Source organism: Streptomyces sp. NPDC091272, assembly GCF_044757485.1.
GTDB lineage: Bacteria > Actinomycetota > Actinomycetes > Streptomycetales > Streptomycetaceae > Streptomyces.
In genome coordinates this window covers 163,814-184,238 of the sequence record NZ_JBIVVC010000013.1, presented here as the reverse complement: position 1 = coordinate 184,238, position 20,425 = coordinate 163,814, and the positions used below count along the sequence as shown (strand labels likewise).

General features: G+C 72.0%; 18 protein-coding genes. 7 read left to right on the top strand and 11 right to left on the bottom strand.

Going from position 1 to position 20,425, the window contains the following annotated elements:
- Positions 1-32 precede the first annotated feature (32 nt).
- Positions 33-914 carry a LysR family transcriptional regulator gene (locus ACIQM4_RS29700; RefSeq protein ID WP_401597887.1) on the bottom strand — a complete coding sequence of 294 codons (882 nt, stop codon included), beginning with the start codon at positions 912-914 and terminating at the stop codon, positions 33-35.
- Positions 915-1,010: 96 nt separating this feature from the next.
- Here ACIQM4_RS29700 and ACIQM4_RS29695 point away from each other — a divergent pair, with 96 nt between their 5' ends.
- The 3 genes from ACIQM4_RS29695 to ACIQM4_RS29685 are packed head-to-tail and all read left to right on the top strand — an operon-like array spanning position 1,011 to position 4,423.
- The gene (locus tag ACIQM4_RS29695) at positions 1,011-1,730 is read left to right on the top strand and encodes a succinate dehydrogenase cytochrome b subunit (RefSeq protein WP_401597884.1); all 720 of its coding nucleotides are present in this window, start codon (positions 1,011-1,013) and stop codon (positions 1,728-1,730) included.
- Between the two features lie 3 nt (positions 1,731-1,733).
- Positions 1,734-3,680 carry a fumarate reductase/succinate dehydrogenase flavoprotein subunit gene (locus tag ACIQM4_RS29690; protein WP_401597881.1) on the top strand — a complete coding sequence of 649 codons (1,947 nt, stop codon included), beginning with the start codon at positions 1,734-1,736 and terminating at the stop codon, positions 3,678-3,680.
- Complete coding sequence (locus ACIQM4_RS29685) at positions 3,677-4,423, top strand: succinate dehydrogenase/fumarate reductase iron-sulfur subunit (protein WP_401597878.1); 747 nt, start codon at positions 3,677-3,679, stop codon at positions 4,421-4,423. Before ACIQM4_RS29690 ends, ACIQM4_RS29685 begins: the two co-directional genes overlap by 4 nt.
- Positions 4,424-4,484: 61 nt before the next feature.
- Here ACIQM4_RS29685 and ACIQM4_RS29680 read toward each other — a convergent pair whose 3' ends face one another.
- Positions 4,485-5,342, bottom strand: a complete 858-nt coding sequence (locus ACIQM4_RS29680) for a helix-turn-helix transcriptional regulator (protein ID WP_401597875.1) — start codon at positions 5,340-5,342, stop codon at positions 4,485-4,487.
- 101 nt (positions 5,343-5,443) lie between these two features.
- On the opposite strand from ACIQM4_RS29680, the gene ACIQM4_RS29675 reads away from it, so the two are divergent.
- Positions 5,444-6,013 carry a YceI family protein gene (locus ACIQM4_RS29675; RefSeq protein WP_401597872.1) on the top strand — a complete coding sequence of 190 codons (570 nt, stop codon included), beginning with the start codon at positions 5,444-5,446 and terminating at the stop codon, positions 6,011-6,013.
- Here ACIQM4_RS29675 and ACIQM4_RS29670 read toward each other — a convergent pair.
- On the bottom strand, positions 5,988-8,363 hold the full coding sequence (locus tag ACIQM4_RS29670) for an ATP-binding cassette domain-containing protein (RefSeq protein ID WP_401597870.1): 2,376 nt from the start codon (positions 8,361-8,363) through the stop codon (positions 5,988-5,990). The two genes, ACIQM4_RS29675 and ACIQM4_RS29670, sit on opposite strands and share 26 nt — an antisense overlap.
- A 69-nt stretch (positions 8,364-8,432) precedes the next feature.
- Positions 8,433-9,467 carry an MsnO8 family LLM class oxidoreductase gene (locus ACIQM4_RS29665; protein ID WP_401597868.1) on the bottom strand — a complete coding sequence of 345 codons (1,035 nt, stop codon included), beginning with the start codon at positions 9,465-9,467 and terminating at the stop codon, positions 8,433-8,435.
- Positions 9,468-9,570: 103 nt separating this feature from the next.
- Between ACIQM4_RS29665 and ACIQM4_RS29660 the strand changes: the two genes are divergently transcribed.
- Entirely contained in the window at positions 9,571-10,851 is a 1,281-nt protein-coding gene (locus ACIQM4_RS29660) for an extracellular solute-binding protein (protein WP_401597996.1), read from the top strand.
- Positions 10,852-10,902: 51 nt separating this feature from the next.
- On the opposite strand, the gene egtD is transcribed toward ACIQM4_RS29660, so the two are convergent.
- The 4 genes from egtD to egtA are packed head-to-tail and all read right to left on the bottom strand — an operon-like array spanning position 10,903 to position 15,249.
- On the bottom strand, positions 10,903-11,865 hold the full coding sequence (gene egtD, locus ACIQM4_RS29655) for an L-histidine N(alpha)-methyltransferase (protein WP_401597865.1): 963 nt from the start codon (positions 11,863-11,865) through the stop codon (positions 10,903-10,905).
- Positions 11,862-12,617 (bottom strand): ergothioneine biosynthesis protein EgtC, encoded by a 756-nt coding sequence (gene egtC, locus ACIQM4_RS29650; RefSeq protein ID WP_401597863.1) that lies wholly within the window; start codon positions 12,615-12,617, stop codon positions 11,862-11,864. Before egtC ends, egtD begins: the two co-directional genes overlap by 4 nt.
- A complete protein-coding gene (gene egtB / locus ACIQM4_RS29645) occupies positions 12,617-13,960 on the bottom strand; it encodes an ergothioneine biosynthesis protein EgtB (protein WP_401597860.1) in 1,344 nt (447 codons plus the stop codon). Before egtB ends, egtC begins: the two co-directional genes overlap by 1 nt.
- A complete protein-coding gene (gene egtA / locus ACIQM4_RS29640; protein ID WP_401597858.1) occupies positions 13,957-15,249 on the bottom strand; it encodes an ergothioneine biosynthesis glutamate--cysteine ligase EgtA in 1,293 nt (430 codons plus the stop codon). The genes egtB and egtA overlap by 4 nt, the downstream gene beginning before the upstream one ends.
- A gap of 264 nt (positions 15,250-15,513) precedes the next feature.
- On the opposite strand from egtA, the gene ACIQM4_RS29635 reads away from it, so the two are divergent.
- Positions 15,514-16,335, top strand: coding sequence for a TIGR02452 family protein (locus ACIQM4_RS29635; protein ID WP_401597855.1), 822 nt, complete (start codon positions 15,514-15,516; stop codon positions 16,333-16,335).
- 54 nt (positions 16,336-16,389) lie between these two features.
- On the opposite strand, the gene ACIQM4_RS29630 is transcribed toward ACIQM4_RS29635, so the two are convergent.
- Entirely contained in the window at positions 16,390-16,863 is a 474-nt protein-coding gene (locus ACIQM4_RS29630; protein WP_401597852.1) for a type II toxin-antitoxin system PemK/MazF family toxin, read from the bottom strand.
- A gap of 176 nt (positions 16,864-17,039) precedes the next feature.
- Between ACIQM4_RS29630 and ACIQM4_RS29625 the strand changes: the two genes are divergently transcribed.
- Positions 17,040-18,083 (top strand): glycosyl hydrolase family 18 protein, encoded by a 1,044-nt coding sequence (locus ACIQM4_RS29625; RefSeq protein ID WP_401597849.1) that lies wholly within the window; start codon positions 17,040-17,042, stop codon positions 18,081-18,083.
- A gap of 134 nt (positions 18,084-18,217) precedes the next feature.
- On the opposite strand, the gene ACIQM4_RS29620 is transcribed toward ACIQM4_RS29625, so the two are convergent.
- Positions 18,218-18,913, bottom strand: coding sequence for an alpha/beta fold hydrolase (locus tag ACIQM4_RS29620; protein WP_401597846.1), 696 nt, complete (start codon positions 18,911-18,913; stop codon positions 18,218-18,220).
- 65 nt (positions 18,914-18,978) lie between these two features.
- Positions 18,979-20,229, bottom strand: coding sequence for an MFS transporter (locus ACIQM4_RS29615; RefSeq protein ID WP_401597844.1), 1,251 nt, complete (start codon positions 20,227-20,229; stop codon positions 18,979-18,981).
- Positions 20,230-20,425 lie beyond the last annotated feature (196 nt).

The following is a 20,425-nucleotide window of genomic DNA, read 5'->3' as shown; positions in this document are numbered from 1 at the left end:
GGCCTGATGTCCGCCCGGCCGGCCCGCGAGGGTCAGCCGGGCCGGCTCAGCAGCACCCGTTGCAGCTCCCTGGCCGCACGGGTCGGCGCCACGTCGCTCCGGTGCGCCAGTGCGATCGTGCGGTGCAGGCCCGGCCTGGCCAGCGGGGTCACCCGCAGGCCGGTCCCGGCCCTTTCGGCCACCATCCGCGGTACGACGGCCAGGCCGAGCCCCGCGCGTACGAACCCGAGCACCGCGTCCAGCTCGCCGCCCTCCACCGTGAAGACCGGCTCGAAGCCCTCCGCACGGCACGCGCCGACGGTCAGCTCCCGCAGGTCGTAGCCGTGCCGGAACATCACCATCGGCTCGTCCCGCAGATCCGCGATGCGCACCGGCCCGCGGGGCGCGCGGGCGGCGGGGGACGACACCACCACCAGGTCCTCGTGCAGCAGCTCCACCGTGGTGAGCGCGGGGGAGGGAGAGGGCAGCGGCAGGACGACGAGGGCCAGGTCCAGGGCGCCGCGCGCCAGTTCCCGTACGAGGTCGTGCGAGCCGCCCTCCTCGACGAGGAGCTGGATCCCCGGGTGGGCGTCGTGGAAGGCGCGCAGCAGATCGGGCAGCAGGCCCGTGCACACACTCGGTGTCGCGCCGAGGCGGACCCGGCCCCGGCGCAGCTGCGCCAGCTCCTGCACCTCGTGGCGGGCGGTGTCCATGTCCGCGAGGATGCGCCGGGCGAGCGGCAGGAGTGCCTCTCCCGCGTCGGTCAGCGCGATGTTGCCCCGGGCCCTGGTGAAGAGGTCCGCCCCCAGCTCCCGCTCCAGCGACCGGATCTGCTGGGAGAGCGAGGGCTGCGCCACGTGCAGCTCCTCGGCGGCCCGGGTGAAGTGTCTCGACCCGGCGACGGCCACGAAATAGCGGAGCTGCTGGAACTGCATGAACCCAGTCTAGGTGCTTCGATAGATTTTCCCTATGGAGATGAGCCGCACCATGTCTTGGACCACTGGGGTCCTTCGGCCCTAGCGTCTTGATCCATGGCTCTGGCATCGCGGCAGGACACCGCGCCCTCCCGAAAACCGCCCACGAGGCGCCCCACCTTCTGGGGGTCGACCGTCGGCAAGAAGACCGTGATGGCCGTCAGCGGGCTGATCATGCTCGGCTATCTCGTCGCCCACATGATCGGCAACCTGAAGATCTTCTTCGGTACGGAGGAGTTCAACGGCTACGCGCACTGGCTGCGCACCATGGGCGCCCCCGTCCTGCACCACGAGTGGGCGCTGTGGATCGTCCGGGTGCTGCTGCTCGCCGCGGTCGTCGGGCACGGAGTGGCCGCCTACCAGCTCAGCCGCCGCGACATCCGGGCCAGGCCCGTCGGGTACGCCCACCGGCGCAGGCGCGCGAGCTACGCGACCCGGACCATGCGCTGGGGCGGCGTCATCCTGCTGCTCTTCATCGTGTGGCACCTGCTCGACCTGACGACCCTGACCGTCAACACGCACGCACAGTCCGGGCATCCGTACGAGAACGTCGTGGCCACCTTCTCCACCTGGTACGGCAACGTCATCTACGTCGTGGCCATGCTCGCCGTCGGCCTGCACGTCAGGCACGGCTTCTGGAGCGCCGCCCAGACGCTCGGCGTGGGCAACGCCGCCCGAGAGCGCGCGCTGAAGGTGCTCGCGAACCTCCTCGCCCTCGTGCTGACCGTGGGCTTCCTCTCCGTGCCGGTCGCCGTCATGACCGGATTGGTGGGCTGACACATGACCTCTTCGTACGTCGACTACTCCGCCGGGGACCCGCTCTCCGACACGAAGGCCCCGGCCGGGCCGGTCGCCGAGCGCTGGGACACCCGGCGCTTCGAGGCGAAGCTGGTCAACCCGGCCAACCGCCGCAAGCACACCGTCATCGTCGTCGGTACCGGACTCGCGGGCGGGGCGGCGGGCGCCACCCTCGCCGAACAGGGCTACCACGTCGTCCAGTTCTGCTACCAGGACTCGCCGCGCCGGGCCCACTCCATCGCCGCGCAGGGCGGCATCAACGCCGCCAAGAACTACCGCAACGACGGCGACTCCGTGCACCGCCTCTTCTACGACACCGTCAAGGGCGGCGACTTCCGGGCCCGCGAGTCCAACGTGCACCGGCTCGCCCAGATCTCCGTCGAGATCATCGACCAGTGCGTCGCCCAGGGGGTCCCCTTCGCCCGCGAGTACGGCGGCCTCCTCGACACCCGCTCGTTCGGCGGCGTCCAGGTCTCCCGGACCTTCTACGCGCGCGGCCAGACCGGGCAGCAGTTGCTGCTCGGCGCGTACCAGGCGCTGTCGCGGCAGATCGCCGCGGGCACGGTGGAGATGCACCCGCGCACCGAGATGCTCGACCTGATCGTGGTGGACGGCAAGGCCCGCGGGATCGTCGCCCGCGACCTGATCACCGGCCGGATCGACAGCTACTTCGCGGACGCCGTGGTCCTGGCCACCGGCGGCTACGGCAACGTCTTCTACCTGTCGACGAACGCCATGAACTCCAACGCCACCGCGATCTGGCGGGCGCACCGGCGCGGCGCCTGGTTCGCCAACCCGTGCTTCACCCAGATCCACCCCACCTGCATCCCGCGCACCGGCGAGCACCAGTCCAAGCTGACCCTGATGAGTGAGTCGCTGCGCAACGACGGCCGCATCTGGGTGCCCAAGGCCCAGGGCGACCGGCGCCCCGCCGGCGAGATCCCCGAGGACGAGCGCGACTACTACCTGGAGCGCATCTACCCCTCCTTCGGCAACCTCGTGCCCCGCGACATCGCCTCCCGCGCCGCCAAGAACGTCTGTGACGAGGGCAGGGGAGTGGGCCCCGGCGGCCAGGGGGTCTACCTGGACTTCGCCGACGCCATCGCCCGGATGGGCCGCAAGGCCGTCGAGGAGAAGTACGGCAACCTCTTCGACATGTACGCGCGGATCACCGCGGAGGACCCGTACGCGACGCCGATGCGGATCTACCCGGCCGTGCACTACACGATGGGCGGCCTCTGGGTCGACTACGACCTCCAGACCACCGTCCCCGGACTTTTCGCGATCGGCGAGGCCAACTTCTCCGACCACGGCGCGAACCGGCTCGGTGCCTCCGCTCTGATGCAGGGGCTGGCCGACGGGTACTTCGTGCTGCCGTCCACCATCAACGACTACCTCGCCCGGCACGCCCACCAGGAACCCGTGGACGCCTCCCACCCGGCCGCCACCGCTGTCGTACGGGAGACCCAGGAACGCGTCGAGCGGCTCCTGGCCGTCGACGGCGACCGCACCCCCGACTCCTTCCACCGCGAACTCGGCGAGCTGATGTGGGAGTTCTGCGGGATGGCGCGGACCGAGGAGGGCCTGCGCAAGGCACTCGGCAGGATTCCGGAGATCCGCGCGGAGTTCTGGCGGCGGATCAAGGTGCCCGGCACCGGCGAGGAGTTCAACCAGTCGCTGGAGAAGGCCAACCGCGTCGTCGACTACCTGGAGCTCGCCGAGCTGATGTGCCTCGACGCGCTGCACCGGGAGGAGTCCTGCGGCGGGCACTTCCGCGAGGAGTCCCAGACCCCGGAGGGGGAGGCGGCCCGCGACGACGAGCGCTTCTCGTACGCCGCCGCCTGGGAGTACACCCCGGGGCCGCCCGTCCTGCACAAGGAAGACCTCGTCTTCGAGTACGTCCACCCCACCCAGCGGAGCTACGCATGAGGCTCACCCTGCGCGTCTGGCGCCAGAAGAATCCGAACACCCCCGGGGCGATGGCCAGTTACGACATCGACGGCATCTCGGCCGACATGTCGTTCCTGGAGATGCTCGACACCCTCAACGAGGAACTCATCCTCTCGGGCGAGGACCCCGTCGCCTTCGACCACGACTGCCGCGAAGGCATCTGCGGTGCCTGCTCGCTCGTCATCAACGGTGACGCGCACGGCCCCGAGCGCACCACCACCTGCCAGCTCCACATGCGGTCCTTCTCCGACGGCGACACCATCGACGTCGAGCCGTGGCGCGCCGCGGCGTTCCCCGTCGTCAAGGACCTGGTCGTGGACCGGTCCTCCTTCGACCGGATCATCCAGGCCGGCGGTTACGTGAGCGTGCCGACCGGTGCCGCGCCCGAGGCCCACGCCGCACCGGTGCCCAAGGCCGACGCCGACTTCGCCTTCGAGCACGCCGAGTGCATCGGCTGCGGGGCGTGCGTCGCCGCCTGCCCGAACGGCTCGGCGATGCTGTTCACCTCGGCGAAGGTCAACCACCTCAACGTGCTGCCGCAGGGCGCACCCGAGCGCGAGAGCCGGGTCCTGGACATGGTCGCGCAGATGGACGACGAGGGCTTCGGCGGCTGCACCCTCACCGGGGAGTGCGCCACCGCCTGCCCGAAGGGGATTCCGCTGCCGTCCATCGCGGCCATGAACAAGGAGTGGCTGCGGGCGAACAGGAAGTCGCGGCGGTAGCGCCCCCCGGCGGCGGTGAGTGCTCCGGGCGAGGGCCCGGACGTCCTCGGCGGCGGCGCCGTCAGTCGTTCACCGCGCGCAGGGCACCCGGCCTGCGCCCGGTGAGCCGGTCCAGGGCCGCCGCCGTCGACTCGTCGGATGGCAGGTGCACCAGCAGCCGCTGGCCGTCGGCGTCCGGCAGGTCCAAGGTCTCGTACGCCAGGCGCAGCTCGCCCGACTCCGGGTGGACGAAGCGTTCGAGCCCGCTGCGCACCGGCAGCCGGGGCGGGGCGGCGAGCCGGTCCGTGAACTCGGCTCCCGCGGTCACCACCAGCTCGTCGGCGAGACGGGAGACATGGGGGTCGTCGCGGCCCAGATCGAAACCGATCATGCCGAACTGCGTGTCGGCGACCCGGCCCCAGTCGGGATAGGTCTCGTGGGCGCGCGGATCGGTGAAGACGTAACGCAGCAGACTCGGCCGGACGCCGTCGAGCAGCCCCACCGGGCCGGACAGACGTTCGTAGCCCGAGGTGCAGGCGACGACCTCGCTCAGCCGGTTCAGCAGGACGGCCGGTGCGGGGTCGAGCCGGTCCAGGAGCGCCTGCACCGTGGGGCGCACCTGGCGGACCGGCGTCTCCGCGGCCGGGCACAGGAGCTTGTGGTCGTTGGCGTGCTTCAGCAGCCGGCCCAGGTGGAGACGGGTCTCCCCGGAGAGCCGCAGGGTGTCGGCGAGAGCGGCCAGGACCTGCGGGGACGGATTGCGGTCACGGCCCTGTTCGAGCCGAGTGAGGTACTCGACACTGATGCCGGCGAGCGTGGCCAGCTCGGAGCGGCGCAGCCCCGGGGTGCGTCGGCGCGGGCCCTCGGGAAGCCCGACCTCGGAGGGTGTCACCGCTTCCCTGCGGGCACGCAGGAAGGCCCCCAGCTCGTTGTCGCTCACCCCCGGATCGTAACCCTCCGCCCGCTGCCGGATGGTGTCCCTCCCACTACCACCATCGGGCCGGTCTTCCTCCGGAGGGCCGCCGGCCTCAGGTTGGGTACATGACCACTGACGCACAGACCACCACCGCCACCCTCCCTCTCCCCCTGACCCCGGGCCGCTGGGAACTCGACACCCATCACTCCTCCGTCGCCTTCACCATCCGTCACCTCGGTATCTCCAAGGTGCGGGGCCGGTTCGCCGAGGTGGAGTCCGCGCTGGTCGTCGGCACGACGCTCGCGCAGAGCTCGGTGCACGCGACCGTCGCCCTCACCTCGATCGACACCGGCAACGAGGCGCGTGACGCCCACGTCCGGGCGTCCGACCTGCTGGACGTGGAGAAGCGCCCGACGATGACCTTCCGCTCCACGGGTGCTCACGGGGAGGGGGAGGAGTGGACCCTGGAGGGCGAGCTGACGATCGGGGACGTCACCGCGAACGTCTCGTTCGACGTGGAGTTCGGCGGGGTGGTGGACACCCCGTTCGGCGGCAAGCACGCCGGGTTCGAGGCCCAGGGGCAGATCCGGCGCAGTGACTTCGGCCTGAACTTCGGGGCGGCCGACGCGATGCTCGGTGACGTGGTGAAGATCCAGATCGACGCCCAGTTCATCGAGCCGCAGCAGCAGGCCTAGCGGGAGCGGGGGCGAACTCCTTGGCCAGGTAAGGCGCGGTTCTGCTGCGCCCGGACCTGGCCACCTCGCGCGGCGGGCCCGCCGCCACGATCCGGCCACCCTCGGCCCCGCCGCCGGGGCCGAGGTCGAGCACCCAGTCCGCGCCCGCCACGACCGCCATGTCGTGCTCCACGACGACCACCGTGTTCCCGGCGTCGACGAGCCCGTGCAGCTGGCGCATCAGGACCTCCGCGTCCGCCGGGTGCAGGCCGGTGGTCGGCTCGTCGAGCACGTACAGGGTGTGCCCGCGCCGGGTCGTGGACCGCTGCAGCTCCGAGGCCAGCTTGATGCGCTGGGCCTCGCCGCCCGACAGCTCGGTCGCGGGCTGACCGAGGCGCAGGTACCCGAGCCCCACCTCCAGCAGCGCGTGCAGGCTGCGGGCGGCGGCGGGGGAGCCGGCGAAGAAGTCAGCCGCGGCCTCCACCGTCAGGTCCAGCACCTCCGCGATGTTCAGCCCCCGGTGCGTGACCTGGAGCGTGCGCGGGTTGTAGCGGGCGCCGTGGCAGTCCGGGCAGGGCGCGTAGGTACTGGGCAGAAAGAGCAGTTCCACCGAGACGAACCCCTCGCCCTGGCAGGTCTCGCAGCGCCCGCCCTTCACATTGAAGGAGAACCGGCCCGCCTTGTACCCGCGCGCCCTGGACTCCCGTTCCTCGGTGAACAGCTTGCGCACGACATCGAAAAGTCCGGTGTAGGTCGCCAGGTTGGAGCGCGGAGTGCGCCCGATCGGTTTCTGGTCGACCGTCACAAGCCGCTGCACGCCCGGGAGTTCGTCGGTGATCTGTCCGGCGAGGGTGGACTTCCCCGAGCCCGACACACCGGTCACCGCGGTGAGGGCGCCAAACGGCAGCTCCGCCTGGAGGCCGTGCAGGTTGTGCCGCGTCACCGGTCCGAGCTTCAGCCAGCCGGACGGCTCGCGTACGGTGCGCGGGGGCGGCGGCTGCCGGTCGAGGAGGAAGCGGCGCGTGACGGACTCCGGGACCTCGGCGAGTGCTGCGGGAGGCCCGCTGTGCAACACCTGCCCGCCGTGCTCGCCAGCCGCCGGGCCGACGTCCACGAGCCAGTCGGCGCGGCGTACGACGTCGAGGTGGTGCTCCACGACGAAGACCGAGTTGCCGGCCGCCTTCAGCCGGTCGAGCACCACCAGCAGGGCCTCGGCGTCCGCCGGGTGGAGGCCGGCCGACGGCTCGTCCAGGACGTAGACGACGCCGAACAGCCCCGACCTCAACTGGGTTGCCAGCCGCAGGCGTTGCAGCTCCCCGGCGGAGAGCGTGGGCGTGGTGCGGTCCAGACCGAGGTAGCCGAGGCCGAGTTCGGTGACGACGGCGATGCGGGCGCGCAGGTCGTCGGTGAGGACACGGGCGGTCGTGCCGCCCTCGTGGGCCGCGAGGACTTCCGCGAGTTCGGCCAGGGGCAGCGCCGCCAGCTCCGCGATCGTACGGCCGGCGAAGGTGACCGCGAGGGATTCGGGACGCAGCCTGCTGCCGCCGCACGCCGGGCACGGCGAGCTGGTCAGGAAGCGCTCGGCCCTGGTGCGCAGGGACTGGCTCTTGGTGTCGGCGAAGGTGTGCAGGACGTACCGGCGGGCGCTCATGTACGTGCCCTGGTAGGGGCGTTGGATGCGGCCCGCGTCGCGGACGGGGTGCACGGTGACCACCGGCTGCTCGTCCGTGAACAGGATCCAGTGGCGGTCCTCCTGTGCCAGCTCCCGCCACGGCCGGTCCACGTCGTACCCCAGCGCGTCCAGCACGTCACGGAGGTTCTTGCCCTGCCAGGCGCCCGGCCAGGCGACGATCGCGCCGTCGCGGATCGACAGCGAAGGATCCGGTACGAGCAGTTCCTCGCTGGTGCCGTGCACGCGGCCCAGTCCGTGGCACTCGGGGCAGGCCCCGGCTGCGGTGTTCGAGGAGAACGCGTCCGAGTCCAGGCGCTCGGCGCCCGCCGGATAGGTGCCCGCGCGCGAGAAGAGCATCCGCAGCGAGTTCGAGAGGGTGGTGACCGTCCCCACGGACGACCGGGAGGACGGCGCCGACCTGCGTTGTTCGAGGGAGACGGCGGGAGGTAGACCGGTGATCTCCGTGACCCGCGGGGCGCCGACCTGGTGGATCAGCCGACGGGCGTACGGCGCGACCGACTCGAAGTAGCGGCGTTGCGCCTCCGCGTAGATCGTGCCGAAGGCGAGCGAGGACTTCCCGGAGCCTGAGACGCCGGTGAACACCACGAGGGCGTCACGCGGGACGTCCACGTCGACGTTGCGGAGGTTGTGCTCGCGGGCGCCCCGGACACGGACGTAACCATCGTGGGGGCTCTGCATCGGGGACTCCGTACGAACGGGGACGACGGCGGGGCAGGAGGTCGCCGCCACCGGACAAACACTCCGATTCTAGGCGTGCGCGGGTGTGGCCCGCCGGGCGCGGTCGACCAGGTCCGCCAGTCGGCGGTGGGAGTCAAGGAGGCCCACTCGGTCGTACGTACTGGTCGTGACCAGCACCTCGTCCGCGCCGGTGGCCTCGATCACCTCGGTGAGGGCCGTCTCGACCTGCTCGGCCGTGCCGTGGACATGGCCGAGCAGTCCGCTCTCGTAGAGGCCCCGCTCCTTGTCGCTCATGGAGCCGCCCGGGGCGGCCAGCCGCTCGATGTCCTCGGCCGGGGAGAGCGGCGGGAAGGTGCCGTGGGTGCGGGAACGGGCCATCGACCAGGCCTCCGGGACCAGCAGCCGCCGGGCGGCCTCCTCGCTCTCGGCGACCGCCACCGTCCCGGCGAGCACCACGTACGGCTCCTGTGCCCACACGGACGGGCGGAACCGCGCGCGGTAGCGCTCCACCACGTCGAACAGCTTCTCCCGGCCGCGCAGGTCGCCGACCACCACCGGCAGACCGGCCGCGGCCGCGATCCCGGCGCCCTCGCCGGTCGCCAGCACGAACGGCGGCACCCGCAGTCCCTCCGCCGGGTAGGCGTGCACGGGGCCGCCGCCGGTGAACCGGAGCAGCAGCTCCGCCAGCTGCTCCGCGAAGCGGTCGGCGTCGTCCTTGTCCCGCCCGAGCGCCTTGCGCACCCCGTCGGTGAAGCCCACCGAGCGGCCGAGCCCCATGTCGATCCGGCCGGGGAACAGCGCTTCGAGCACCCCGAACTGCTCAGCCACCACCAGGGGTTGGTGGTTGGGCAGCATCACTCCGCCGGTGCCCACCCGGATCGTGGAGGTCGCCGCGGCGACGGCGGCCGCCAGTACCGTCGGGGCGGATCCGGCCACCCCGGGCACGCTGTGGTGCTCGGAGACCCAGAAGCGGTGGTAGCCCAGCGCTTCGATCTGCTGCGCCAGGCGTACCGAGTCGCGCAGCGCCTGCGGGCCGTCGTGCCCCTCGCGGGTGCGGGAACGGTCCAGGACGGAAAACCGGGTCTGTGCGATTGCTGTGCTCACAGAGGTTTCAACGCGGTGGCGCCCGCACAATTCCCGCACCGGATGCTTCTCAACCCCTTGACCCGCCGATTGGTCCATGCCAATTTCTTGATCCGTGAACTATGTGCAGAAACGCTTCATAGCCGTGTCCATCGTGTGTGCTTCCACCGGAGCGCTGCTCGCCGGCTGCGGGATGCTGCCCGGCTCCTCCTCCGAGCCGAAGTCGAGGACCGTGACGGTCTGGCTGATGCAGGACAGTGCCTCGCCGGAGTTCCTGAAGCGGTTCACGGAGGAGTTCGAGCGTGAGCACGCCGGCACCCGGCTGGACATCCAGATCCAGCCGTGGAGCGGCATCGGCCCCAAGGTCACCAAGGCCCTCGACAGCGACAGTCCGCCGGACGTCATCGAGGTCGGCAACACCCTGGTCGCCCAGTACGCCGACGGTGGCGGGCTGCAGAACCTCACCCTGGAGTCGGTCCGCGACCTCGGCGGAGACGACTGGCTGCCCGGCCTGGCCGAGCCGGGGCGGATCAACAACGCGCAGTTCGGCATTCCGTGGTACGCCGCCAACCGCGTGGTCATCTACCGCAAGGACCTCTTCGAGCAGGCCGGGGTGAAGGCCCCGCCGCGCGACCGCGCCGAGTGGCTGGACGTCACCCGCACGCTCAACACCGAAGGCAACCAGGGCATCTACCTCGCCGGCCAGGACTGGTACACGCTGTCGGGCTTCATCTGGGACGAGGGCGGCGACCTCGCCGTCGACGCCGGCGGCAAGTGGAGCGGCGCGCTGCACACCGGGGCCGCGCTCAAGGGCATGGACTTCTACAAGGAGTTGCAAGGGCTCGGCCGCGGGCCCCGGGACGCGGACGAACAGAAGCCCCCGCAGGCGGACATGTTCGCCAAGGGAGACATCGCACAGATCATCTCCACCCCCGGCACCGCGAAGCTCGTCGAGCAGAAGAACCCGGCACTGCGCGGCAAGCTCGGCTTCTTCCCGCTCCCCGGCAAGAGCGCGGACAAGCCGGGAGCCGTCTTCATCGGAGGCTCCGACCTGGTGGTTCCCGAGCGTACGGACGCGCGTCGCGCGGCGCTCGACGTGGTGCAGGCGCTGGCGGGCGAGAAGTGGCAGACCGACCTCGCCCGCACCATGAACTACGTACCCAACAAGGGCAGTCTGGCCTCGGCGGTGGCGGGCGAGGAAGGTGTGGCCGCCATGGCGAAGGGCGCCGTGGAGGGCCGGGCCACGCCCGCCTCGCCGAAGTGGGGGGACGTCGAGGCCGACAACCCGATCAAGAAGTACATGACCAAGGTGCTGAACGGCGCCGAGCCCTCCGACGCCGCGAAGAGCGCCTCGGCCGCGATCACCGCGGTCCTGCAGCGGATCGGCCGGGAGGAAGAGGAGTAGGCCGGGGCGGGCGGCACGCGCCCGCCCCGGCTCACCGGGAGCTCGGGCGTCCTAGACGGGGGTGGACAACGACAGCGCGAACCGGCCCGCCTCGTCCGTCCACCAGTGACCCAACTCCAGGTCAGCAGCGGCCAGTTCGCTGCGTATGCCCTCCTTTCGGAACTTCGCGGACACCTCGGTGCGCAGCTCCTCACCCGCGGCGAAGGAGACCGCGAGGTCCAGCTCCCGCACCTTCACCGTCAGCGCGGAGCGGGCCCGCAACCGCATCTCGATCCACTCGCGCTCAACGTTCCAGTGCGCCACGTGCGTGAAGTCGTCCGGGTCGAAGTCCGCGTCCAGTTCACGGTTCACCACCGCCAGCACGTTCTTGTTGAAGGCCGCCGTCACCCCGGCCGCGTCGTCGTACGCCGCGACGAGCGTGTCCTCGTCCTTCACCAGGTCCGTGCCGAGCAGCAGCGCGTCGCCCGGCGAGAGCATCGAGCGCACCGACTTCAGGAACACCGCGCGCTCGTCGGGAAGCAGATTGCCGAGCGTGCCGCCCAGGAAGGCCACGAGCCGGGGACCCGGCGTGCCGGGCAGTGCCAGCCCACGGGTGAAGTCGGCTATCAGCGCATGCACGGAGAGCGCGGGACGCTCCGCCAGCAGCCCCTCGGCGGCCAGTTGGAGCGCGCTCTCACTGACGTCCACCGGCACGTAGCTGTGCAGGTCCGGCAGGGCGTCCAGGAGGATCCTGGTCTTCTCCGAGGAGCCCGAGCCCAGCTCCACCAGGGTGCCCGCCCGGCTCGCGGCGGCGATCTCGCCCGCGCGCGCGAGCAGGATCTCCCGCTCCGCACGGGTCGGGTAGTACTCGGGGAGCCTGGTGATCTCCTCGAACAGCTCGCTGCCGCGCGCGTCGTAGAACCACTTGGGCGGCAGCGACTTGGTGTCCCGGCCGAGCCCCTGGAGCACATCGGTGCGCAGGTCGGCGTCGGTGGCGTTCACCGGAAGGGTGCGGGTCACGAGGTACGGGCTCACGCGGCGGGCTCCTTGAGCGGGGTCAGCAGGACATCGGTACGGGTGGCGGTGAGCAGGGTGCGGTCCGGGACCTCGACCCAGAGCGGATCGTCGTCGTACGGCTCGGATGCGACGACCGTGCGGCGGTCCGGCCCGGCCAGGTACCACAGGGTGTCGCCCCAGGCGGTCGCGATGACGGTCGTGCCGTCGGTCAGCAGCAGGTTGAGCCGGCCGCCCGGAGCGGCCCGCGCCACGTCCCGGACGGTGTCGGCGAGGGCCTGCCCCGGTTCGTCGCCCGCCCGCAGCCGGTGCAGGACCAGCGCCCACACCAGGGCGGAGTCGCAGCGTGCCTCCAGGGCCAGCAGTTCCGCCGCGGGCAGGGCGGCGGCGAGCCCGGCCAGCGAGGCGGGCCAGCCGGGCAGCGCCCCGTTGTGGCTGAACAGCCAGGGACCCGAGGTGAACGGCGCCGCCGCCGCCTCCCCGTCGGCGCCCGCCTCGGTGGCGTCCCGTACGGCCGCGAGCAGCGCCCCCGACCGAACGACGCGGGCCAGATCGGCGAAGTTGGCGTCCGCCCACATCGGGCCGCTGCGCCGGTAACGGGCGGGCACCGGATCTCCTCCGGCGTACCAGCCGACACCGAAGCCGTCCGCGTTGACCGTGCCGTACTTCTGCAGCCGGGGCGCCCAGGCCTGGCGGTAGAGCCCGCGCGGGGGCTCGACGAGGATGTCGTGCACCGCCGATTCGGGCCCGAGGTAAGCAAGGTGACGGCACATCAGAGCTCACCCGCCGCGGCGTCCCGTGCGGTGCGGAAGCCGGCGAAGATCTGCCGTCGCACCGGCAGGTCCCAGTTGCGGAACGTGCCCCGGCACGCCACCTGGTCGACGCCGAAGGAGCCGCCGCGCAACACCTTGTGCCCGGGGCCGAAGAAGACTTCCGAGTACTCGCGGTACGGGAACGGGGCGAACCCCGGGTAGGGCAGCAGGTCGCTCGACGTCCACTCCCACACGTCGCCGATCAACTGCCGTACTCCCAGCGGTGATTCGCCGGCCGGGTACGCACCGACCGGGGCCGGCCGCAGATGGCGCTGGCCGAGGTTGGCGCGGTCGGGGGAGGGATCCGCGTCACCCCAGGGGTAGCGGGTCGAACGGCCGGACACCGGATCGTGCCGGGCGGCCTTCTCCCACTCGGCCTCCGAGGGCAGTCGCCGCCCCGCCCAGCGGGCGTACGCGTCCGCCTCGTACCAACTCACGTGCAGGACCGGTTCGTCCAGCGGAACGGGCTCGGTCGTGCCGAAGTGCCGCCGCAGCCACTCACCGCCCTCACGACGCCAGAACAGGGGTGCCCGCAAGCCGTGTTCCTGCACCGTCCCCCAGCCCGCCGGCTGCCACCAGCGCGGGTCGGCGTAGCCGCCGTCCTCGACGAAGGACAGGTACGCACCGCAGGAGACCGGGGTCGTGTCGAGGTGGAAGGACGGCACGAAGGTGACGTGCGCGGGCCGCTCGTTGTCCAGGGCCCACGGTTCGAGAGAGGTACCCATCTCGAACGGGCCACCGGCCACCAGGACCTCGGCGGGCAGCCGCGCCGCCCCCTCGGGGGCCGGCGGTGGCGCGGGGGCGGTCAGGGCGGTGGGCCCGCGCCGCAGCTGGTGGGTGATCAGCATCGTCTCGTCGTGCTGCTGCTCGTGCTGGGCGACCATCCCGAAGGCGAAGGCGTCAGCCTCCAGTGGTCCGCCGCGCAGCGGACTGCGCTCCAGGACGTCCAGTGCCCGGCCGCGTACCTGGGCCGCGTACGACCTGGCCTCGGCGGGGGCGAGCAGCGGCAGCGTCGGACGCGCCGAGCGCGGATGCTCGAAGGCGTCGTACACCGAGTCGATCTCGGGGCGCAGCGCGTCGCGCCCCGCGACGTTGCGCAGCAGCCACAGCTCCTCCTGGTTACCGATGTGCGCCAGGTCCCAGACCAGAGGTGACATCAACGGAGAGTGCTGGGCGGTGAGTTCGGCGTCGTCGACGCAGGAGGTGAGGAGTTCGGTCCGGTCGCGGGCGGCGGTCAGCGCCTGGACGGCGCGGTTGCGAAGCCCCTCGGAGTCCGTGTCCGGGGGCTGGACGGCGTCGTTCATCGAAGAGGTTCCTCCTGGTCCAGCAGGTCGTCCAGGTCACTGTCGAGCAGGTCGTCGGCGGGGCAGCGGCCACGGGAGACGTAGCGCTCGACGTACGCGGCGACCGCCTGGCGCACCGGCTCCGCCGCGCCCAGCCGGGGCAGCGCGTCGAGGGCGGCGGCGAAACATACCACCGCGGCCGCGTGCAGTTCGGGATCTGAAAGGCCCTTTCGGGCCGCGGTCTCCCAGAGCGGGTTGTGCGGCGCGGGCCCGGCACCGGCCGTCTCGCCCAGCGGCTTGACGGCGCGGTAGGCGATCTCGGCCGCCTGCGGGTCGTCGAAGAGCGCGGCCGTCACGGCGAGCGGCACCAGCCAGCCGTCCGCGCCGGGCTGTGCGTCGATCATCCGCAGCTCCAGATGGCCCTGCGGCCTGACCGGCGGGAACAGCGTCGTGAGGTGATAGGCGAGATCGGCGCGGTCGGGGGCGCGCGGCTGCCGGCCACGCGTCCACTCCCGGAAGGTCAGCCCCTCCGGAACCTGCCACGGCTCGCCGTCCCGGGCGCGCACACACATCACCGGGGCGTCCAGGACCCGCTGCGCCCACGCGGCACGAGGTTCGGCGCCGGACGGCGGGGCGAGAGTGCGGCCCGGCTCGATGCCCGCCCAGAGGGCCTGACGGTTCGACCGCCAGCCCGTACGGGTTCCCTGCGCGTACGGGGAGTTGGCGAAGGCGGCCACCAGTACCGCACCCAGCAGATGGGCGAGCAGCCAGCGCCGGCCGAGCCCCAGCGGCCCCGGCTCCTCGTGTCCGGCGTCCACGCACACCTGGATCGAGGCCGAGGTGCACATCATCGCCAGACCGGAGGGGCCCGCCCGGTCGAGGCAGCGCTGCATGGCCTCGTACCGGGGTTCGCGCAGGAAGCGGCGCGGTGGCTGCCAGGGATCCTGGCCGAATCCGGCCAGGGCGAGGCCCTGCGCGTGCAGGGCGCCGCGCACGGCGGTCAGATCGGCGGAGACGGAGTCGACGACTTCCGTGAGCGAGGCGGCGGGCAGTGAGCTGAGCTCCAACTGGCCACCGGGCTCGACGGTGAGGGCCGAGCGCAGGGGCAGTGAGCGGGCGGCGGCATGGGCCGCGCGCAGGCGGCCGGGGGAGACGGGCAGGTGCGGGGAGTGCAGGTCGTGGACGAGCCATTCGAGTTCCACCCCGAGCTTTCGCGGCGGGCCCGTCTTGAAGCAGATACATCGCAGCAGGTCCGCCGCCTCGGTCTCGGCGATGGGCGGCCCGCCATCGTTGAACTGGGCTGCTGGCACGGTTAGTTCCTCCTGTCCAAGAGTTGCGGCTGCCGACCGTCGTGGTGTCCCGGCCGGGCGGGCCCGGACACAGCAGACCAGCCAACCGACTGATCGGGCATCGCACAAGAGTCATCTTTTGGCCGTGCGGCGCTCGCTGCCACTCGTGCAGAGTCTGGCCGTGCGGCGCTCGCTGCCACTCCTGAAGAACCCGGCTGTCCGACGCTCGCTGCCACTCCTGCAAAATCCTTTGCTCCGAAGGTGTTGCGGCCGGATGATCACACGGTGAGTGCACGACTGCGCGCGATCGCGCGAGAAACCGAAAGCATCGTCGCCGCCGGGCAGTACATCTGCCCCGACGGCCGGGTCGTATCCATCGCCGCGGCAACGGCCGCCGCCTCTTCCGCCACCCGGAGCCACGGACCGGAGCCGGTGGCGGCAGTGCCCGGCGCCGGCCGGGCGACCTCCGTCGAGGTCACCGCGGAGAGCAGCACCGAGGCGGCCCGCCGCCTCACCGGGGACGCCCCGGACCCGGTGGCGGTGCTCTGCTTCGCCTCGGCGCGCAACCCCGGGGGCGGCTACCTCAACGGGGCGCAGGCCCAGGAGGAGGCGCTCTGCCGTGCCTCGGCGCTGTACACGTGCCTGCTGCGCGCGCCGGAGTTCTACGCCCACCACCGCGCCGAACGCGACGTGTTCTACACCGACCGGGTGATCCACTCGCCCGGCGTCCCGGTCTTCCGCGACGATCGCGGACAGCTGCTCAGCAACCCCTACCAGGTGGGCTTCCTCACCTCGCCCGCCCCCAACGCCGGAGTGATCAGACAGCGCGAGCCCGAGCAGGCGGGGCGCATCGCCGCCGTGCTCGCCTCGCGCGCGGAACGCGTCCTGGAGGTGGCGGTGGCAGGCGGCTACCGGCGGATCGTCCTCGGGGCATGGGGCTGTGGAGTCTTCATGAACGAACCCCCCGTCGTCGCGGGGGTGTTCAAGGAGCTGCTGACCGGATCGGGCCGTTTCGCAGGCCACTTCGACCGGGTGACCTTCGCGGTCCTGGACCGGAGCGGCAGGGGGCCCGCGCTCCAGGCGTTCCGCTCGGCGTTCGGCGCCTGAAGCCGCACGGACGACCGGCTTCCGTCGGCACCGGGCGGGTCCGGGCGGGTCCGGTCAGCCGCGCCAGCCGTACCGTTCGGTGAGCCGCCGTGCCACCTGGTCGAACATCGGCCGGTCCAGCGCACAGGCCTCGCGCCGCATCCCGTCCTCGTGCACCCGCAGCACCCGGTCGAGGTCCACCCAGGACTCACGGCCCGCGCCGTCCCACGGGCCCGCGCCGATCGCCAGCCACTCGCGGTCGTGGTCGTGCCGCTTGCTCGACAGCCGCACCGCCAGCAGCGTGCCCGCCGCCTCGCGCGCCACGACGAGCACCGGGCGGTCCTTGCCGCGGCCGTCGTTCTCCTCGTAGGGCACGAAGGTCCAGACGATCTCGCCGGGGTCGGGATCGCCGTCGCGCTCGGGGGCATACTCCATGCGCACCGGGCCGATCTCGTGCGGCTCGGCCTCCGTCGTCGCGCTCGGGCCGCTGCTGCCGGGCAGTTCGGGCCGGGGGTGGGGGTCCGCGGAGTTGTGCAGTGAAGTCGTCACGCCGTCAGGGTAGGGGGTGGCGTGCACCCGTCCGGCTCACCCCGCGGCGCGCCGCCTACCGCGGTGGCGTGCGCCCGTCCGGCTCACCCCACCGCGCGCCGCCCGTCGCGGGGGTCGTGCGCCCGACCGGCCCACCGCGCGGCGCGCGCCGCCCGCCGCACCCGCAGGCTCGGCCCATGAACGTCACGCTGCTTCCCCTGCTTGCCGCGCTCGTGCTGACGGTCCCGGCCGCCCCCGCCGCGACGGCGGAGAGCGCCGCGCAGGTCCGACCCGGGCCCGCCCGTACGGTGTCCGCCTGGCTGCCCTACTGGGACCAGCCGACGGCCTACCGGGACGCCGTCGCCCATGCCGGGCAGCTCCACACGGTCAGTCCCTTTTGGTACCGGGCGAGCGCCGCGGACCGGGTCGACCCGCACGAGAACGCGGAGGACACCGCGATCGTCGACGGGCTCCACCGGGCCGGCATCAAGGTCGTTCCCACCGTGATGGAAACCCTTCCGGCCGGAGTGCTCGGCGCGATCGTCACCGACCCGGCCCGACGCGCCACCCACCTGCGCACCCTGCTCGCCGTCGCCGCACGGGGCGACTACGACGGACTGGAACTCGACTACGAGACCATCGCCCCCACGGGCGACGCGCAGTACCAAGCGGTACGCGCCGGGTACGCGGCGCTGGTCACCGACCTCTGCGAGGCCCTGCACGCCGTCCGCAAGACGTGCGCCGTCGCCGTCACCCCGCAGACCGCCGGCAGCGGTCGCATCTGGGACTACCGCTCGCTCGGCCGGGCCGCCGACCGGGTGCGCATCATGGCCTACAACCTGCACTGGGAGGGCGGGGCCCCTGGCCCGCTCGCCACCCCGCGGTGGTACGACCAGATCCTCACCCACGCCACCACCCTCATTCCGCGCGCGAAGATCGAGATGGCGCTGCCCGCGTACGGCTGGGACTGGGTGGCGGGCGGCGAGACCGAGCACGTCACCTGGAAGGAGGCGGAGGCGCTGCGCAGGCGCACCGGCGCGCCCTACCGACTGGACCCCGCCACGGGGTCGCCCCACTTCACCTACTCGGCGGGCGGCCGCCGGCACACCGTGTGGTACCAGGACGCGCGAGGCGTGGCGGCGCACCTGCCGGTGCTGCGCAAACACGGAATCACCCGGACCGGCCTGTGGGCGCTGGGCTTCGAGGACCCGGCGCTCTGGGGAGTGCTGGCCCGCGGCTGAGCACACCGGACCGGGGGCCCGATGAGCAGAGCCGCCGGGTGACTCTGCCATCGTGCCCGGGCCCGGGCCCGGCACCAGGGACAGGACAGGACAGGACAAGACAGGACAGGACGGGGGATTGGTTGGACCAGGGACTAGATCCAGCCATCCAGCGACGACATGAACCCTTCGAAGTCGTCGCGCTGGATGGTGTGTCCCGCGCCCTTGACCGTACGGACCTCGAAGCCGCGCCCGCGCAGCAGCTCCGCCCGCTCCTCGTTGATGATCATGCTCGGGTCGGCCAGCTGCACCAGGGACGGCACGACCGGTTTCGCGGGCAGCAGGTCGCGCCCCCGGAGCCCCGCCAGGCCGAGGGCGGACGCCTCGTCCCAGAGGGCCAGGGTCGCCACCTCGACGTCGACGTCCTCGTCGGCCCAGCGCGGGTTCAGCGCGGCGATCTGCTCCCGCGGCGCCGACTTGAACTGCGCGAACACCTCGGGCCCGAAGCCCCCGGGCAGTTCCAGGTGCCACGCCGGGTCGCAGTACACCGCGCGCCGCGGACGCAGCCGGTCCACGGCGAGGGACAGGGCCAGGCCGCCCAGCGAGTGACCGACGGCCAGTTCGGCGTCCGCCGCGAGGGTTTCGGCGAGGTCGTCGGCGAAGTCCTCCGGGGTGTAGGAGTCGGCGCGCCCGCTGAGGCCGTGGCCCCGCAGGTCCACCGCCACGACCCGGTAGCCCTTGCCGGCCAGCGCGGGACCGACGGTCCGCCAGGCTCGGTGGTCGGCCATGATGCCGTGGATCAGCAGGGCGACGCGGTCGCCCTCGCCCCAGGTGTGGGTGTTCAGCTGCACTGTGATGCCTTTCCGGCGGGAGCGGGTGGTGGAGCGGGCGGGTTCTGGTGGATGCCTGACGGCGGTCAGCGCACGCCGCGGATCGGGTACACGGCGAGCGCACCCAGTATCGAGAGGACCGCCGCGACCAGGAAGAGAGCGGTGTAGCCCCCGCTGAGCTGGACGACCAGACCGGCGATGAACGGGGCGGCGATCTGCGGACCCGCGTTGGCGACGTTGAGGATGCCCATGTCCCGGGCGGCGTCCTCGGACTTCGGCAGCACCATGGTGACCAGTGCGGTGTCCACTGCCATGTAACAGCCGAAGCCGAGACCGTTGATCGCACCGAAGACCAGCATCGCGGTCCAGCTGCTGGAGAGTGCGGGGAAGACCATGGCGAGGGCGGCCAGCAGCGCGGAGACTCCGACGAACGCCTTGCGGCGGTTGTACTTGTCGGACAGCCAACCGCCCAGGACGGTGGAGACGACCGACGCGGCCGCGTTGACCATGGTGAGGATCGCCGCGGCGTCCGCGGGTTTCATGCCCCCGGGCAGCTCGGTGTGGTCGGTGAGGATGTACAGCTGGAAGCCGAGTACCCCGAAGTAGCCGAGGACCAGCAGCGCCCGGCCGATGAACGCCCAGCGGAAGTCGTGGTTGGCCAGCGCGCTCGCGAAGGACCTCAGCTGCTCCTTGAGCGGCACCGCGGGCTTGCCGGGGCGGCGCTCCTCCCGGGCGCAGGTGGTGAACAGGACCGCTGCCGCCGCCACCAGCGCGCCGAACAGCAGGTACCCGGTGCGGTAGCTGTCCGAGAAGGCCGCGCCGATCAGCGCGCCGATGGTCGAGCCGAGCGGAATGCCCAGACCGACGGCCGCCGACGCCTTGCCGCGTGAGGCGATCGGGACCCGGTCGGGGACCACCGAGGTGAGCGCCGCCTGGTAGAAGTTCATCGCCGCCTGGCCCAGGCACCAGACGATCGTCACCAGCAGCACGGTGTTGACGCTGCCGAGCAGTGCCATCACCGCGAGGGCGCCGACGCCGCCGCCCAGGATCCACGGGTTGCGGCGCCCGGAGCGGTCGGACAGCGCACCCGCGACGGGGTTGAAGATCGTGGCGAAGACCGCGGAGACACCGGAGACCACGGTCATGTTGCTGACCTTGTTCGCCTCGTCGATCCCGGCGACCTGCATCGCCAGGACGAAGCCGGGCACGCCGATGTAGAGCGCGTACATGACGGTGTTGCCCACGAGCAGCAGGGGGAGCAGCCCTCGGGTCGGGCCGGCCGTCGGTGCGGAGTCGGTACCGGCGTCCACGCCGGTACCGGGGGAGGAAAGAGCCACGCTGCACTCCAGTGGGAAATGAGCGGCGGATGGGATGAGGGGAGAGCTCTGCCCGGGAAGGCCGTGCCGAGGGTTCTGCCGGGTGCTCCGAAAAGTAAGGTGACACGTGTCAGTGACCCGTGTAAACGCTTTGTAGCACCCAAATCCGGCCAACCGCTAGACCTCGTACCGCACCCGTCTGGAAAGATGCCGAACG